The 15,068-nt window shown below is 69.2% G+C and carries 18 protein-coding genes; 8 read left to right on the top strand and 10 right to left on the bottom strand.

What is annotated here, in order from left to right:
• Positions 1–2 precede the first annotated feature (2 nt).
• Positions 3–1,151 carry an FAD-dependent oxidoreductase gene (locus G6N60_RS02045; protein WP_163731846.1) on the top strand — a complete coding sequence of 383 codons (1,149 nt, stop codon included), beginning with the start codon at positions 3–5 and terminating at the stop codon, positions 1,149–1,151.
• On the opposite strand, the gene G6N60_RS02040 is transcribed toward G6N60_RS02045, so the two are convergent.
• From G6N60_RS02040 to G6N60_RS02015, 7 genes are all read right to left on the bottom strand, one after another.
• Positions 1,148–3,358 carry an acyl-CoA dehydrogenase family protein gene (locus tag G6N60_RS02040; protein WP_163731843.1) on the bottom strand — a complete coding sequence of 737 codons (2,211 nt, stop codon included), beginning with the start codon at positions 3,356–3,358 and terminating at the stop codon, positions 1,148–1,150. The two genes, G6N60_RS02045 and G6N60_RS02040, sit on opposite strands and share 4 nt — an antisense overlap.
• Positions 3,358–4,542, bottom strand: coding sequence for an acyl-CoA dehydrogenase family protein (locus G6N60_RS02035; protein WP_163731839.1), 1,185 nt, complete (start codon positions 4,540–4,542; stop codon positions 3,358–3,360). Before G6N60_RS02035 ends, G6N60_RS02040 begins: the two co-directional genes overlap by 1 nt.
• Positions 4,543–4,622: 80 nt before the next feature.
• Positions 4,623–4,757 (bottom strand): hypothetical protein, encoded by a 135-nt coding sequence (locus G6N60_RS28825; protein WP_263992316.1) that lies wholly within the window; start codon positions 4,755–4,757, stop codon positions 4,623–4,625.
• A 50-nt stretch (positions 4,758–4,807) separates the two neighbouring features.
• On the bottom strand, positions 4,808–5,656 hold the full coding sequence (locus G6N60_RS02030; protein WP_179969625.1) for a nucleotidyl transferase AbiEii/AbiGii toxin family protein: 849 nt from the start codon (positions 5,654–5,656) through the stop codon (positions 4,808–4,810).
• Positions 5,653–6,210 carry a type IV toxin-antitoxin system AbiEi family antitoxin domain-containing protein gene (locus G6N60_RS02025; RefSeq protein ID WP_163731836.1) on the bottom strand — a complete coding sequence of 186 codons (558 nt, stop codon included), beginning with the start codon at positions 6,208–6,210 and terminating at the stop codon, positions 5,653–5,655. The genes G6N60_RS02030 and G6N60_RS02025 overlap by 4 nt, the downstream gene beginning before the upstream one ends.
• 76 nt (positions 6,211–6,286) lie before the next feature.
• Complete coding sequence (locus G6N60_RS02020; protein ID WP_246240207.1) at positions 6,287–6,997, bottom strand: potassium channel family protein; 711 nt, start codon at positions 6,995–6,997, stop codon at positions 6,287–6,289.
• Positions 6,998–7,034: 37 nt separating this feature from the next.
• Positions 7,035–7,895 carry an LLM class flavin-dependent oxidoreductase gene (locus G6N60_RS02015; protein ID WP_163731829.1) on the bottom strand — a complete coding sequence of 287 codons (861 nt, stop codon included), beginning with the start codon at positions 7,893–7,895 and terminating at the stop codon, positions 7,035–7,037.
• A 145-nt stretch (positions 7,896–8,040) separates the two neighbouring features.
• Between G6N60_RS02015 and G6N60_RS02010 the strand changes: the two genes are divergently transcribed.
• Genes G6N60_RS02010 through G6N60_RS01995 form a run of 4 tightly spaced genes read left to right on the top strand, consistent with a single transcriptional unit; the run spans position 8,041 to position 10,648 of the window.
• Positions 8,041–9,537 (top strand): potassium/proton antiporter, encoded by a 1,497-nt coding sequence (locus G6N60_RS02010; RefSeq protein WP_163731826.1) that lies wholly within the window; start codon positions 8,041–8,043, stop codon positions 9,535–9,537.
• A gap of 50 nt (positions 9,538–9,587) precedes the next feature.
• Positions 9,588–9,839, top strand: coding sequence for a hypothetical protein (locus G6N60_RS02005; RefSeq protein ID WP_163731823.1), 252 nt, complete (start codon positions 9,588–9,590; stop codon positions 9,837–9,839).
• Positions 9,836–10,180: a type II toxin-antitoxin system PemK/MazF family toxin gene (locus tag G6N60_RS02000; RefSeq protein ID WP_163731820.1), complete on the top strand. Its 345-nt coding sequence runs from the start codon at positions 9,836–9,838 to the stop codon at positions 10,178–10,180. Before G6N60_RS02005 ends, G6N60_RS02000 begins: the two co-directional genes overlap by 4 nt.
• A gap of 24 nt (positions 10,181–10,204) precedes the next feature.
• The gene (locus G6N60_RS01995) at positions 10,205–10,648 is read left to right on the top strand and encodes an SRPBCC family protein (protein WP_163731817.1); all 444 of its coding nucleotides are present in this window, start codon (positions 10,205–10,207) and stop codon (positions 10,646–10,648) included.
• Positions 10,649–10,652: 4 nt separating this feature from the next.
• On the opposite strand, the gene G6N60_RS01990 is transcribed toward G6N60_RS01995, so the two are convergent.
• A complete protein-coding gene (locus G6N60_RS01990) occupies positions 10,653–11,435 on the bottom strand; it encodes a CDP-diacylglycerol diphosphatase (RefSeq protein ID WP_246240204.1) in 783 nt (260 codons plus the stop codon).
• A gap of 54 nt (positions 11,436–11,489) precedes the next feature.
• Positions 11,490–12,116, bottom strand: coding sequence for a DJ-1/PfpI family protein (locus G6N60_RS01985; protein WP_163731814.1), 627 nt, complete (start codon positions 12,114–12,116; stop codon positions 11,490–11,492).
• 63 nt (positions 12,117–12,179) lie between these two features.
• On the opposite strand from G6N60_RS01985, the gene G6N60_RS01980 reads away from it, so the two are divergent.
• The 3 genes from G6N60_RS01980 (at position 12,180) to G6N60_RS01970 (ending at position 14,366) form a co-directional block, all read left to right on the top strand.
• Entirely contained in the window at positions 12,180–13,517 is a 1,338-nt protein-coding gene (locus tag G6N60_RS01980) for an aminotransferase-like domain-containing protein (protein ID WP_163731812.1), read from the top strand.
• A 78-nt stretch (positions 13,518–13,595) separates the two neighbouring features.
• Positions 13,596–13,874, top strand: a complete 279-nt coding sequence (locus G6N60_RS01975) for a GlsB/YeaQ/YmgE family stress response membrane protein (RefSeq protein WP_163731810.1) — start codon at positions 13,596–13,598, stop codon at positions 13,872–13,874.
• A gap of 45 nt (positions 13,875–13,919) precedes the next feature.
• Entirely contained in the window at positions 13,920–14,366 is a 447-nt protein-coding gene (locus tag G6N60_RS01970) for an N-acetyltransferase (RefSeq protein WP_163731807.1), read from the top strand.
• Positions 14,367–14,370: 4 nt separating this feature from the next.
• Here G6N60_RS01970 and G6N60_RS01965 read toward each other — a convergent pair whose 3' ends face one another.
• Positions 14,371–15,066: a TetR/AcrR family transcriptional regulator gene (locus G6N60_RS01965; RefSeq protein WP_246240202.1), complete on the bottom strand. Its 696-nt coding sequence runs from the start codon at positions 15,064–15,066 to the stop codon at positions 14,371–14,373.
• Positions 15,067–15,068: the final 2 nt, after the last annotated feature.

Here is a 15,068-nt window from a genome sequence, read left to right as displayed (position 1 = left end):
GCGTGGCGCGGTCCGTCCTGGTCAGCGGGGCGGGCATCGCAGGCGCCACCGCCGCGTACTGGCTGCAGCGGGCCGGATGCACCGTGACCGTGATCGAGCGCGCCCCGGCGCCGCGCGACGGCGGTCAGAACGTCGACGTCCGCGGAATGGGCCGAGACGTGTTGCGCCGCATGGATCTCGAGGAGACGGTGCGCTCCCGGGGTACCGGCGAGGTGGGACTGCGGTTCGTGGGCGAGGCGGGACGAACGCTGGCCGAGTTTCCCGCCGGCGCCTCCGCCAGCGGTGAGGGTTTCACCGCCGAGCTGGAGATCCTGCGCGGCGAGTTGGCCCGCCTGCTCGTCGAATCGTGCGGGGAGACAGTCGACTTCACGTATGGCACGTGCATCGAGGGCGTCGCCCAGGATGACGCCGGAGTCGACGTCACCTGCACCGACGGGACGCAGCGCCGCTTCGATCTGCTGATCATCGCCGAGGGCATCCGCTCGACGACCCGCAACGACGTCTTCGGCGGCGAGCCCGACCTTCGCGACCTGGGCTACTACACGTCCTACTGCACGATCCCCAGGACGGCCGACGACCAGTGGTGGCGGTGGTACACGACCACCGGCGGACGGGCGGTCCAGCTCCGCCCCGACAACGTCGGCACCACCCGCGCATCGCTCAACTTTCGTTGTCCGCCAACGGGTCTCGACACGGCTGACCGCGAGGCTCAGGTGCGCGCCCTGCAGCACGTCTTCGCCGACGTGGGCGACGCCGCACCCCGCATCCTGGCCCACCTGGCCAAGGACGCGAGCAGTCTCTACCTCGACAGGATCGCCCAGGTGCGAATGCCCGCCTGGTCGCGCGGCCGCATCGCGGTCGTCGGCGACGCCGCCTACTGCGCGACGCCGGTGAGCGGCATGGGCACCAGCCTGGCGCTGATCGGTGCCTATCTGCTCGCCGAGGCGCTGGGCGAGTGCGACGACCATGCCGCGGCATTCGCCGCCTACGAGGAGAAGATGCGTCCCATCGTCGACGAGGCGCAGAAGCTGCCACCCGGGGTGCCCGACATCGCGAACCCGGCCAGCCTCACGGGCGTCCGGATCCTGCGCGCCGTCGTCCGAATCGCCGGCTACGTCATGGCCGTTCGCAGGCGCTGGGGGCGGCACTAGGCGCGCGGCAGCCCGAGAATCCGTTCGGCGATCACGTTCAGCTGGATCTCGACCGTGCCGCCGCCGATCAGGAACGAGGGCACGAACATCTCGTTGGACACGACGTCGGCCGGCGCCTGCCGCAGGCTGGCCTCCGGACCCACCAGATCCAGGGAGATCGCGGCGGTGGTGCGGCTCAGCTCGGCCGAGGCGACCTTCACCACCGACGCACCCGGGCTGAACAGGTCACCGTTCAGCTGACGCACCGACTCCCGATAGTTCAGCGCGGCAACACCATTGGTCTCCGCGACGATCGTCCCGAGGGCCTGCACGGCATCCCGGCGGTCACCGGAGTACAGCCCCTTCTCGACGATGTCGCGGACCCGGTCGTCGTCGTGCAGTGTCATGACAGAACTGATGGTCGTGCGCTCGTTGAGCAGAGTCGTCAGCGTCAGCGCCCACCCCTGCCCGCGCTCACCGAGCAGCTGGTCGTCGGGGACGAACACGTCGTCGAGGAAGACCTCGTTGAAGTGGGCGTCACCACTGGGCTGGCGCAGCGGCCGCACCGTGACACCCGGCGCGTGCATGTCGACCAGGAAGTAGCTCAGGCCGCGGTGTCGCTTCTCGACGTCGAATTCGGTGCGCGCCAGGCAGATTCCCCAGTCGGCGTGGTGCGCGTCGGAGGTCCACACCTTCTGCCCGGTGAGCGACCAACCACCGGCGACTCGCTCACCCCTGGTGTTCAGGCTCGCCAGGTCTGATCCCGCCTGCGGCTCGCTGAACAGCTGGCACCAAATGATGTCACCGCGCAGGGTCGGGCCCGCAAAGCGTTCCTTCTGGGCGTCGGTGCCGTGCGTCAGGATCGTCGGCACGGCCCAGTCGCCGATCATCACGCTGGGCGGCGTCAGATCCCGTTTGGCGTACTCGTCGGCGAGGATCATCTGCTGGGCGATGGTGGCGCCCAGCCCCCACGGTGCGGGCCAGTGCGCCGCGACGAGCCCTGCCTCGGCGAGGAATTCGCGCCGACGGCCCCTGGTGTAGACCTTCGTGGGGTCGTCGGTGCTCGGCTCGTCGGGCGGCAGGGTCATCGCCTCGTCGAGCACGCGGCCGACCGACTGCCGAAACTCGTCGTCCTCCACGGCGATCGTGAAGTCACGCCCGGCGCGCAGGGCGGCCTCGCCGAGTCGTCCGGTCGCGGTACGCACCGAACCCGCTTGCGCCGCAACGCTGATCGCGCGACGCCAATACAGGTGCAGGTCGTGTTCCCACGTCACGGCGACTCCACCGTGGATCGTGATCGCCTCCATCACGGCGTCGACGGCTCTGCCGGTGCCCATCACGATCGCGGTCTCGGCCGCGATCGTCTGCTGGTCGGCGTCCTGCGAGACGCTGCGGATGGCGTCGGCCGCCACGGCCGCCGCCACCTCCTGGGCGATGAACAGCCGCGCGGCCTTGTGCCCGACGGCCTGGAACGCGCCGATCGGCCTGCCGAACTGTTCGCGCACCTTGGCATGTTCGACCGAAGCCGTCAGCGCCCACTGCACGACACCCGCGGCGTCGGCGGCGAGCAGTCCGACGACGACGGCGTGGGCGGCCGCCGCGTCGATGCCGTCGATCTCGCGACCCACCGCGCAGTCCAGGACGAGGCGACCGACGTCCCGGGTGAGGTCGGTGCCCTCCACCGCTTCTCGCGTCACTCCAGGGGCGTCGAGGTCGAGTTGCAGCCAGACGACGGCATTTCCGCACCGGGCGCCGACGATCACGACCGCCGCCGAGACGAGGCCCAGCACGGGCAGACTCGACCCCGTCAGCGTCACCCCGTCCGCGTCGCGCGCGGCAGTGATGCCGTGCGATGGCGGCACGACGGTTCCGGTTGCGCCCGCGACGAACGCGCGCAGCAGACGACCGCGCGTCGGCCCGTCGGCGGCGAGGGTGGTGACCGCGCTGGCCGTGACGGTCGGAAGGAACGGGCCGGGCAGCAGGGCGACGCCTGCGGCCTCCACGACGACGGCGAGCTCGTCGAGACCGCCTCCCTGCCCGCCGAATTCGTCGGGCAGGTGCACGGCGTGCAGGCCCTGTCGCACGAGTTCGGGCCAGTGCGCGGGCTCGGCGCCGGCGGCCAGTCGATCGACGTCGGCGCGGGTCGCCGTGATCGGTGCGTGGCGGGCGGTGAACCCGGCGACGGTCTCGGCGAGCGCGCGGTGCTCGTCGGTCAGCGCGATGGCCATTACAGCGAGAAGTGGTCGTCGATGAGGCCCAGCCACACCTGGGCCGAGTCGATCGCCACCTTCTCGCTGATGAAGGCGTGCTGGGTTCCGGTGTACACGTCGCGGAAGGCGCGCTCGAGCCGGCTGCCCTCGCGGATCGCGCTGGTGCCCGCTGCCAGGTGGGCCCATTGCGCGCACTCCCGCGCCACGTCGGTGGCGTATACCGCCGCGACCCTCATGTCGACCCGCAGCGTGGGGGTGAGCTCGTCACCGGCCGCGACGGCCGCCTCCGCGGTCGTGAAGGCGTCCAGGACGAGCAGGCGCGCCGCCCGCCACGCCGCGACGTGGTGCGCGAGGCCCTTCTGGAAGGTGGGTCTGCTGGCCAGGGACTCCATGTCGCTCATCCGGTACTTCGTGGCCGCCAGCTCCTGCACGTCATCGAGCATGCTCTTCGCCACCCCGAGCGCCCACGCGGCGTGGCCCGCTGCGGTGACGGGCATCATGCCCATCCGGCCCGCCGGGGACGACCCGCGCAGCGGCTCGGTGGTGAACAGCCGGAAGGTTCGGTGCTCCGGCACGAAGACGTCGGCCACGTGGTAGTCGTAGGACCCGGTCCCCTTGAGCCCCTGCACGTTCCAGCCGTCGGTGAACGTCACGTCGGCCCGGGGCAGCAGCGCCACCAGCAGTTCGGGAACGCCCTCGCTGACCCATCGCATCTCGCCGTCGACCATGGGGAGGAACCCGGCCGCGACGTACTGGGCGTGCCCCGTCCCCGAGCCGAAGCTCCATGCCCCGGTCAGGCGGTAACCACCGTCGACGACGACGCCCTGCCCGTTGGGGGCGAACTGGCCGCCCATGGTGACGTGATTGTCGTTGGCGCCGAAGACCTCGGCGAAACCGCGGTCGGGGAGATAGGACGCGGCCGCGAACGACGACGGCAGGTTGGCGATGCCCGTCCACCCGAATGAGCCGTCCTGCCAAGCCATTTCGATCCACGTCTCGATCATCTCGGTGAACGAGGGCTCGCTCCCACCCGCGGGCGCCGGGTTGAAGGCCGACAGCAGGCCGGTGGCCCACATCTGCTCGACGACCGCGGGCGACATCGTCCGCAGCCGTTCGGACTCCGCGGCCTGCCCGCGCACCAGGTCGCGCATCCCGACGGCCTTTGCCACGACGTTCCCGCGCATCTGCGCCACTGCGGTCATACCGGCACGCTACCGCCGCCCGCCGCACCGGTTGACAGATTGCGGGAACTGTTCAGTGGTCATGCTGGTGGCATGACGCACTACTCCGGGTCGGTCGGCTCGACCGGCGGGTCCGCGGGCGGCTGATTGAGATAGGTTCTGAGCCGCATCAGCTGGCTGGCCGCCAGGCCAATCCCCAGCAACCCCACCACGACCGCGATGACGACGATTGTCACGCCGCCAGCCTAGAGCCCGTACAAGTCCTTCAAGGCGCGAATCGGCTCGCTCACCTGCGACCGCGGGCGAACACCGGATCGAGGTAAGAGACCACCAGCGCGACCTGGTCGTCCAGTCTTTCCTCACAGACCGGTTCGAGATGCTCTTTGCGACGCCAGGCGGCCCACTTGCTCTGTGCGACTGCGCCATAGCCAGCCAGGTGAGGCGCAAGGGGCTCCAACGTCACACCGCGATGGTGTGCGACAGCCAGAGCCGATCTCAGGAGACTGTCCGGGTCGATGCCTCGACGGCAGAGCTGGACGATATCGACGTAGTCACGCCATCGCGTGCTGGTGACGCCGCGTTCGAGAATGGTGACGCCCTTCTCTGCGACGGTGGTCTCGGGCGCGTAGGCCAGGAGCGTCATCGGGTCGCCGACGATCCGCTCGATCGTCACCCGCCTGGGTGACGGCACGATGGGATCACCACTTGATACGTCCCACACCGCCATGCCATTCCACGGCAGAATCGTCGCGGCGATCCGAAGCCGCAGGGCCGGGTAGCTGGCCTGTTCGCGAATCTCCTGCACGGTGATCGTGTCGACGTCGAACCTCACACCATCGTCCGCGTCGATCGCAGCGATGTCGTGGAGCACGTCGACGAGGTGGTCGGCGGAGACGTCGGCTTTGACGGCATTCGCATCGACGTCTTTCGTCGCCCGACGTACTCCGTAGGCCGCCAACAGGATTCCGCCCTTCAGGACGAAGTCACCAGCATGTGGAGTACGGGTGAGCCGGAAGATCAGTGATTCGAGCGTATGCCGAATCAGGTACTCCTGCGTCGGCGCGCCGCCGCCTCCTCCCGTGACGGACCGCGCGAGCGCTTGAATGCGTCGAAACATCGCATCGTCCGGACTCACGCCAGCATCTCCAACGCGTTCAGCACGGTGGACTTCGCCCGGGGTAGGCGCGTCGCGATCGCTATGAGGCGGGCCGGCTTGCCGCCGCGGCGTAGCCATTCGCGCAGTGCGTCGCGCGCGACCTCGTATCCCACCTCGGCACGGAGCCTGAACGCGTCGACGATCGACCGTTCTGACGAGTAGATCCCGATTGCCTGATCCGACCCCGCGATGGCGATGTCTTCACGGCCGACGTCGAATGTGGCTCGATCGAAGCGGTGCCACGAAATCGCTCCGGTACTCACGGGGGTGCGCACCCCCCTGGGGATCGCAATGTCCAGGGCAGCGGGGACCGCGTCGACGAGATCGTGGTGAGCAAGCGCCGACAGGAGGCAGATCGTGGCTTCGGGGCGCCTGGTCGCGGCTTCGACCTGATCCCAGTCGGCGGCTGCGGCACCTACGGGCAGGTAGATGCCGCGGGCTATGCGTTCCCAACGACCTGCGCTCGCTTCGCGGTACAGGCCACTGCGGGACAGCCCGGCCTGCGTCGAGGTGTCGGGTGTCAGGGCTCCCACCGAAGTCACCTCCCGTCCGGGACTGATACGAATCGTAGCCACGTAATGTTACGTGGCTACGATTCGTCTCACCAGCCTAGAGCCCGTACAGGTCCTTCAAGGCGCGAATGGGCTCGTCTCCGTGGATGGCGGCGCGCATCGAGCTCTCCGCGGAGCTGTCGGAGACGAACAGCATCTCGTCGCCCGCCTCGAGGACGTCGTCGGCCTTGGGGAGGATGACGGTGCCCGCCCTGACGAGGGTGACCATCGCGGTGTTGGCCGGCAGGTCGAGCTGTCCGACGCGCTGCCCGACGAGCGGATTGTCTTGCGGCAGCGTCAGTTTCGCGAGATCGGCCTGGCCCTGCCGCAATCCCATCAGTCGGACCAGGTGCCCGACGTCGATGGCGCCCTCCACCCCGGCCACCATCGCACCGGGCGTCGAGACGGCGACGTCGATACCCCACGCCTGGGTGAACAGCCACTCGTTGCGAATCTCGTTGATCCTGGCCACGACCCGGGGCACGCCGAACTCGGACTTGGCCAGCAGGCCCACGACGAGGTTGGCCTTGTCGTCACCGGTCGCGGCGATCAGCACGTCGCACGTCTCGGCGCCGGCCTCCTCGAGCGTCGAGACCTCGCAGGCGTCGGCGAAGAGCCAGTCGGCGTCGGGCACGACGTGCGGCTCGAACTTGCGCCGCGCGCGCTCGATCAGCAGCACCTTGTGGCCGTTGTCGAGCAGTTCCTGCGCGACGGAACGGCCGACGTTGCCTGCGCCGGCGATACCGATGCGCGTCTTGCGGTCCGCCACACGGCCATCCTCGTCCATCCGCGGTCGCGCCGCGGGCTCACCCGATGAGCTCGTCGGCGACCCACCTCGCGACGCCCTGCGGGTACGGGCTGGGCAGACCCAGGGTGACGTGGCCGAATCCCGCATCGAGCGCCTCGGCGATGGCGGCCCGGGTGCGCCCCGGCTCGTCGTAGGAGACCGAGAGATGGATCGAGCGGGTGACCGACGCCGGGTCGCGGCCGAGGTCCGCGCAGTAGCGGTCCAGTAGCGCGCTGCGCTGCCTGACGTCGTCGATGTCGCCGCCGGGGACGTTCCACAGCTCGGCGTGCTTGGCGACGAGCCGGAGCACCGCCGCGGAGCGACCGCCGATGAGGATCGGCGGGTGCGGTCGCTGCGCGGGCTTGGGATTGCCGAACGCGCCGCGGAGGCTGACGTGGGTGCCGTCGAAGTCGAACGGACGATCCTCCGTCCACAGCCGCCGGATGACAGACAACGCCTCGTCGAGCGCCTCGACCGAATGCGAGAAGTCATGGTAGGGAAGGCCATTGGCCTCGTACTCGCGGCGAGCCATCGGATTGCTCGGCCGGGAGCCCGCGCCGATGCCGAAGACGAGTCGCCCACCGGAGACGACGTCGACCGTCGCAGCGATCTTCGCCAGCATGGCGGGCGGTCGAAAGCGGTTGCTCGTCACCAGCAGACCGAGGCGAAGGCGCTGCGTCTGCGCGGCCATGGCCGACAGCAGGGTCCAGCCCTCGAAGATCGGCCCGTCGAGGTCGCCCGCGATGGGCAGCAGATGGTCGAAGAGCCACGCGTGCTCGATCTGGGGAATCTCGTCGGCTTCGCGCCACACCCGCAGCAGGTCCGCGTAGTCGACCTGCTGCGGCGCGGTGGCGATGCCGAAACTGGGGTGCGCTGCCATGTGCGTCCTCTCCGCTCCACCGGTGAACCGGATCAGCGCTCCGTTTCCTACACCATACGGAACGTTGTTCCGTTTGCCAACCGGTCATGCGCCCGCGGCCGCCGCGACCCTGAAATACTGACCGCACCCTGCGGAACGGAAGCCCTTGAGCCTGCACGAGCTGTACCTGGCCCTGCTGATCGGCGGCGCCGTGCTGCTCGCCAGCATCGTCGGCACACGCGTGGCAACGAGGGTGGGTTTCCCCAGCCTGCTGCTGTTCCTCCTCGTCGGCGTTGCCATCGGCGAGGACGGCCTGGGCTTGCAATTCGACGACGTCGAACTCGCTCGCAACATCGGCACCGCCGCACTGGCCGTGATCCTCGTCGAGGGCGGGTTGACGACGAGGTTTGCCGACATTCGCAAGGTGCTCGCGCCGGCAGGTGCGCTGGCGACCATCGGTGTGGTGATCAGCATGGTGGTCACGGCCGTCGGAGCGCACCTGCTGCTCGGGATGGACTGGCAGTTGGCGCTGTTGCTCGGGGCCATCGTGTCCTCGACCGACGCGGCGGCCGTCTTCTCGGTGCTGCGCGTGCTGCCCCTACCCCGTCGCGTCGCCGGACTGCTCGAGGCGGAGTCCGGCTTCAACGACGCGCCCGCAGTCATCCTCGTGCTGATGTTCAGCGCGGTGCCCTTCGTCTTCGAGCCGGAACACGCCGTCGCCGACCTCGTCTACGAGTTGCTCGGCGGCGCCGCGATCGGGCTGGGCATCGGCTTCCTCGGGGCGTTTGCGCTGCGTCGCGTCGCCCTTCCCGCGTCGGGGCTGTACCCGATCGGCACGTTCGGATTCGGCATCGTGGCGTTCGCTGCGGCCGGCGCCGTCGACGCCAGTGGCTTCATCGCCGCTTACCTCGCGGCCGTGGTGCTAGCGAACTCCGGACTCCCGCACCGGTCGGCCACCCGGTCGTTCGCGGAGGGTCTCGGGTGGTTGGCGCAGATCGGGTTGTTCGTCCTGCTCGGTCTGCTGGTCGACCCCAGCGAACTGGCGGCCGACGTCGTGCCCGCGATCGTGGTCGGGTTGGTGCTCCTGCTGGTGGCGCGGCCGCTGTCGGTCGTCGGCTCGCTGGCCGGCTTCAGCGTGCCGTTGCGCGAGCAGGTGTTCCTGTCCTGGGCCGGACTGCGCGGTGCCGTGCCCATCGTGTTGGCGACGTTCCCGATCGTCGCGGGAGTGCCCGACAGCAATCGACTCCTCAACGTGGTGTTCCTGTTGGTCGTCGTCTTCACGCTCGTGCAGGGGCCGAGCCTGCGACCCATCGCCCACGCGCTGCGGCTCATTCCCCGAGACGCGCCGCGCGAAATCCAGGTCGAGTCCGCGCCGCTCGACGTCCTGGAGGCCGAACTGCTGACGCTGACGGTCCGACCGACGTCGCGGTTGCACAGCGTCACGGTGCTCGAACTGCGACTCCCCGACCCGAGCGTCATCACGCTGATCATTCGGGACGGCCACACGTTCGTCCCGCTGCCCGACACCCGGATCGAAGCGGGCGACGAACTGCTGATCGTCACCACCACGAAGACCCGCGCCGCCGCCGAGCGCCGTCTGCGCGCGGTCAGCCGCAAGGGCAAGCTCGCGTACTGGTTCGACGAATACGGCGAGCCGGATTAGTGCATTCCAGCGGTATCCGCATCAGGGATACTCGACGTATGATTCTGACCATGGCCGTCACCGATGTCACCACCATCAAGGTGAGCAAGGGGCTTCGCGAACGCATCTCGACCCGGGCAGCCGAGCGCAGTCAAACCGTGCATGACTTCCTCGAACACGTCCTCGACGACTACGAACGCCACCTTCGGATCGACTCGGTCGCCACCGCCATGGCGGCAGCGGACGACACCGCACTCGCTGAGTGGCGCGCCGAGTCCGATGCGTGGGCGGGCGTGGACGCTGGTCTCGACAGCGCGTCGTGACCCGGTCTCTCGAGCCCGGCACGGTGGTCTGGATCGACCTGGACCCGACCGTGGGTCGCGAACAGGCAGGTCGTCGCCCCGCCGTCGTGGTCGCATCGAACGGTTACCTCGGGGCGGTCAAGGAACTCGTGATCGTCGTGCCAGCCACCACGCGGCGCCGCGGATGGCCGCAGCACGTCGAGTTGACGGGACCAGGGCTACGCCTCTCCGAACCGACCTACGCCATGACCGAGCAACCCCGCACCATCAGTCGGCGACGCGTGACCGGTCGCGCCGGCCGAGTCGGCGACCCGTGCCTCGCGACGATCCGGCGCTGGCTCGACGACTTCCTCCACGACTGACCACCCGTCGGGGATAGTGGCGGTATGACGGATTCAGAGGACGGCAGGGTCACCCGGTCGGTCGAGGTCGGCGCCGACCCGGACGAATTGTTCGCCATCGTGGCCAATCCCCGGCGGCACGCCGAGCTCGACGGCTCGGGCACCGTCACCGGGAACAAGAGCGGGCCGACGAATCTCGTTGCGGGAAGCAAGTTCTCGACGAAGATGAAGATGTTCGGCGTGCCCTACCGCCTCACCAGCACGGTCACCGAGGCGACGCCGGGGCGGACCATGGAGTGGCGCCATCCCTTCGGCCATCACTGGCGATGGGAGTTCGAGCCGACGGCACCCGGCCGCACCAGGGTCACCGAGACCTTCGACTACAGCAACCGCACGTGGTACTACCGGGCGACCGGCTTCGTGAAGAGCAACGCCAGGGGCATCGAGGCGACGCTGGCCAAACTGCGCGAGCGCTACCCCGTCGCCTGACGGCTCACTTGCCAGGCGCGGCCGCCGCCAACTGCGGGCACAGCTCGTGGTCCTGAAGCTGTTCACCCTCGGCGAGGTCGCCGGTCGCGGGATCCGCATGATCGGTCAGGACGACGAAACCCGCTCTGCGGTCGGCGCCGAGAGCTCCGACCACGACGATCGTGCGGGCCGCCATGTCGGCTCGAGCACCGGGAATCTCGTTGGCCACCAACGTGAACGGGTCGACGCCGTCGAGTGCGTCCCCACCGACCCACCTCGCGTCGTACCGATGGCCGGCCAGAGGCACCGGGAACGGCGCCCAGGTCGGACCCACCGCGGCGGCCTGATCCTGCAGCGCCCGATGCACGTCGCGGCTCACGCAGTCGACGTGAATGTGCAGTTGGTCCTGCGAACGGGCGAACGCCGAGTTGATGGCCAGGCTCAGCCAGTCCCGCGGCAGCGCGAACCCCGCCGTCGCGTCGACGAACGACCGGGCCCGCCACGCCGCGGCGAAGTAGTTCGGCCTGCCGGGAGCCAGCACGGCCGGGTCGTCGATCCCCGACGTACGCACGGTCGGAATCAGCAGGTACTGGGTGGGCCCGACGAGATCCTTCAACACCGCCGACCCCTGCGCGAGGTCGACCTCGGCACAGGGCGCGGGATCGCCGTGGGCGACCTCATTCGGCACGCACCGGTCACCGACGATGTGCCACAGCGCGCTGGGGTCACCGTCCGCGTGGGCCACGCCCGCCGGAACGAGGAGTAGCGCTGCCAGCAGGGCGCCGAGGCGAAACCGGTGTGACGGCACCGCCGAACGATAGCTGCCGACGCGCGCCCCGACACGAGGAGCGGTTGCACCGGTTCAGCGCACGGGTGTCAGCGCCCGTCCCGCGGGCAGGTAGGGACTGACGTTGCGCATCGCCCGCTGCACGTAGTCGTCCTTCTCGCCGACGGGAGCCACGTAGTGCAGCGCGCTCGCGGCCGCGTCGACACCGACCAGGCGCGCGATCACCCAGGCCGCCAGGTAGGGCGACGCCAGGCAGCCCCCCGCCGTGGCGACGTTTTCCTTGGCGAAGAAGGGTTGGTTCACCACGTCGACGCCGGCCGCCTGCACCCACGGCTTCGTCGTCAGATCCGTGCACGCCGGGACGCCATCGAGCAGTCCGAGCGTGGCCAGGACCAGGGTCCCCGAGCACTGGGCGGCGACCAGCTGGCGCGACGGGTCGAGCCGCAGTCGTGCCAGGAGCGCGCCGTCGGCCACGACCTCGCGGGTCCGAATTCCGCTACCGACGATCACCGCGTCGGCGTCACTTGCCTCTTCGAGCGTGCCCATCGACTCGACCACGACCCCGTTCATCGACCGAACACGCGGAGCGGGAGCGGCGATCGACACGCGCCAACCGGGTTGCTTCACCCGATTGAGCACACCGAGGGCGATGAGCGAGTCCAGTTCGTTGTAGCCCTCGAAGGTGAGGATCGAAATGTGCATGGCCGCGATCGTAGGGCCGCTCGTCCGTGACGATCAAAGAATTGTCATGCATACAATGCGCGGGTGCCGGTCTCGCGATACAAGCGCGTCGTGGATGCGCTGGCCGCGGACATCCGGTCCGGGCGGCTCCGGGCGGGCACTCGACTACCCACCCATCGTCAGCTCGCGAGCACCGAGGGGCTTGCCCTGGTCACCGCGTCGCGGGTCTACGCCGAGTTGCAGGCCATCGGCCTGGTGAGCGGGGAACCCGGCCGGGGCACCTTCGTCAGGGACACCGTCCTCCCCCCGAGCCACGGCATCGACCAGCAAGCCGTGGCCGCCGACGTCACCGACCTCACCTTCAACTATCCCGCGCTGCCCGAACAAGCCGACCTCCTCCGCGCCGCGCTCAGGGACCTCGCCTCCTCGGGTGACCTCGACGCGCTCCTGCGCTATCAGCCCCACGGCGGTCGGTATCACGAACGAGATTCCGTCGCACGGCATTTGGCGCGACGCGGCTTGACCGTCGATGCCGAACGGGTGCTGATCGTCAACGGCGGCCAGCATGGCCTGGCCGTCACCGCCCTGGCGCTCCTGCAGCCCGGCGACGTCGTCGCGGTGGACGCACTGAGCTACCCGGGGTTCACGGCGCTCGCTCGAACGTTGCGTTTGGAGTTGGCCTCCCTACCCGCACTGGCCGACGCCACGGACCTCGACGCGCTGGAACGGCTCTGCAGGACGAGGAGGGTGCGCGCCGTCTATGCGATGCCCACCGTCCACAATCCGCTGGGCTGGGTCACCACGGTTGCGCATCGAGAACGGCTGGCGGACATCGCACGCCGGCACGAACTCGTCATCGTCGAGGACGCGGCGTATGCGTACCTGGCTGACCGGCCACCCGCTCCCCTTGCGGCGCTCGCCCCGGAGCGCACGGTGTACGTCTCGGGATTGTCCAAGAGCGTCGCCACGGGTCTTCGGATCGGGTTCGTCTGCGCCCCACAGACATTGGTTCCATCGATCGAACGTGCCATCCGCACGACCACCTGGAACACCCCCGCGTTGATGACGGGAATCGCCTGCCGCTGGCTCGACGACGGCACCGTCGACCGGTTGGAGGCGAGCAAGCGGGCCGACGCCGCAGCCCGTCAGGCCATCGCCCGCGAGGTGTTGGCCGGGCTGCCCGTCGTCGGACATCCGTCGTCGTACTTCCTGTGGCTCCCGCTGCCCGACGAGGTGCGCGCCGATCGGATCGCAGCGGCCCTGCTCGCCGAGCACGTGTCGGTCTCGACGGCCGAACCGTTCACCACCTCCGCCCACGTGCCGCACGCGGTCCGACTGGCGCTCGGCTCGGCCGAACCCGCGGCCCTACGCGCCGCGCTGGAGACCGTGCGGCGGGTCGTCGACGCACACACCAATCTTTGACCGAGCGGTCAGCGATGGTTCAGTCCCGCTCTGGCGGGTACACCGCGTTCGGTATTCATCACGGCTCAAGGAGTGGAAATGATCGGAACCCTCATCGGCGCCATCGTCGTCGGTCTCATCGTCGGCGCGCTCGCGCGTCTCGTCATGCCGGGCAAGCAGAACATCGGCATGATCATGACGATCGTGCTTGGCGCCATCGGCTCGTTCCTCGGTACCTGGGTGTCCTACAAGCTGGGGTACTCGAACCAGAACGGCGGCTTCAAGATCATTCCGTTCCTGGTCGGCATCGTCTTCGCGGTCATCCTCATCGCCGGCTACCTCGGCATCACCGGCCGCCGCGGTGCCAAGACGCGATGACCCGTGGTCCGCGTCGAGGTGTCACCCCGCGACTGACGTCGTGACGTGACGCCTCTGGTTCCCGACGACTTCGCCGTGCCGCCCGATCTTCGGGCGGCACGGTTTCGGTTGGAACCCCTTGGGCCGCAACACAACACCGCCGACCTGGCCGCGTGGACGTCGAGCATCGACCACATTCGGCACACCCCCGGTTTCGAGGGTCGCAGTTGGCCGCCGGACGGCGGGTACACCCCGGAGCGCAACCTCGCCGACCTGGTTCAGCACGCCGAGGAGTTCGAGCAGCGGGTGGCCTTCGCCTACACGGTCCTCGCGCCCGACGGCGACCACGTCATCGGCTGCCTCTACCTCGACCCCGGACCGACGCCGGGCAGCGTCCACGTGCGGTCCTGGGTGCGCGCCGACGTCGCCGACCTCGATCGGGTGCTGCGCGCTGCGGTGCGCGAATGGCTGGACGACGCATGGCCGTTCGAGGAGATCGTCTACGCGGGCTGAGCCCTCAGTCGGACTGCCGCCGTATCACGCGCAGTGCCAGTTCCACGTCGTCGAACTGCGCGGCCTGCGCCGTGACGCGGGTGATGTCGCTGGGCCGCTTCAGCAGACTGCGCACCGCGATGACGGCGACCTGCTCGGCCACCCGGATCGCCTCGTCCGCGCGATCCCCCTCGTCGGTGTGCAGCCGGGTGCGCTTCTGGGCGCCCTCGTCGAAGTTGAGCAGCAGCCCCGCCGTCTCGTCCCTGTCGCAGTCGACGAACCTGCCCTCGCTGATCGCGGCGCCGATGAGGTCGGCCGCCCACTGCTTGAGCCGCTCGTAGTCCGTCCAGAACTGACCGAACTCGCTGCGCTGCTCGTGGGCGATGCGCTGAATCTCGTTGAAGTCGATCGGCGACAGGGCGAGTTGCAGTGTGTCGTAGCGCAATAAGCGGTACAGCTTCACCGCGGGCGAGCCGGAGCCCGCACCCACCTCGGCGATGAAGTCCAATGGGGCCCGATTCACCAGCAGCGTCTCCTGCAGCAGCCCCTCCTTGTTGCGGAACCAGTAGTAGAGGGAGGACTGCTGCAACCCGGACGCGCGGGCGATGTCGCTCATCGTGGTCCGCGCGTACCCCTTCTCGGAGAACAACTTCGTCGCGGCGTTGATGATGCGCGCCCTCGGCGAACCCGGATCGGCGGCCTGCGATTCCCGTGACGGCACGC

The sequence above is a fragment of the Mycolicibacterium madagascariense genome (assembly GCF_010729665.1).
GTDB classification, from domain to species: domain Bacteria; phylum Actinomycetota; class Actinomycetes; order Mycobacteriales; family Mycobacteriaceae; genus Mycobacterium; species Mycobacterium madagascariense.
Note: the sequence above shows the minus strand (reverse complement) of the source record. Positions and strands in the feature narration are given on the sequence as shown.

What these genes read in the sequence shown, in the direction of transcription:
- G6N60_RS01975 (WP_163731810.1), top strand. Translation starts at nt 13,596, where the DNA reads ATGATCGGAACCCTCATCGGCGCCATCGTCGTCGGTCTCATCGTCGGC.
- G6N60_RS02015 (WP_163731829.1), bottom strand. Translation starts at nt 7,895, where the DNA reads ATGGCAGCGCACCCCAGTTTCGGCATCGCCACCGCGCCGCAGCAGGTC.
- G6N60_RS02040 (WP_163731843.1), bottom strand. Translation starts at nt 3,358, where the DNA reads ATGGCCATCGCGCTGACCGACGAGCACCGCGCGCTCGCCGAGACCGTC.
- G6N60_RS02035 (WP_163731839.1), bottom strand. Translation starts at nt 4,542, where the DNA reads ATGACCGCAGTGGCGCAGATGCGCGGGAACGTCGTGGCAAAGGCCGTC.
- G6N60_RS01985 (WP_163731814.1), bottom strand. Translation starts at nt 12,116, where the DNA reads ATGCACATTTCGATCCTCACCTTCGAGGGCTACAACGAACTGGACTCG.
- G6N60_RS02005 (WP_163731823.1), top strand. Translation starts at nt 9,588, where the DNA reads ATGGCCGTCACCGATGTCACCACCATCAAGGTGAGCAAGGGGCTTCGC.
- G6N60_RS01995 (WP_163731817.1), top strand. Translation starts at nt 10,205, where the DNA reads ATGACGGATTCAGAGGACGGCAGGGTCACCCGGTCGGTCGAGGTCGGC.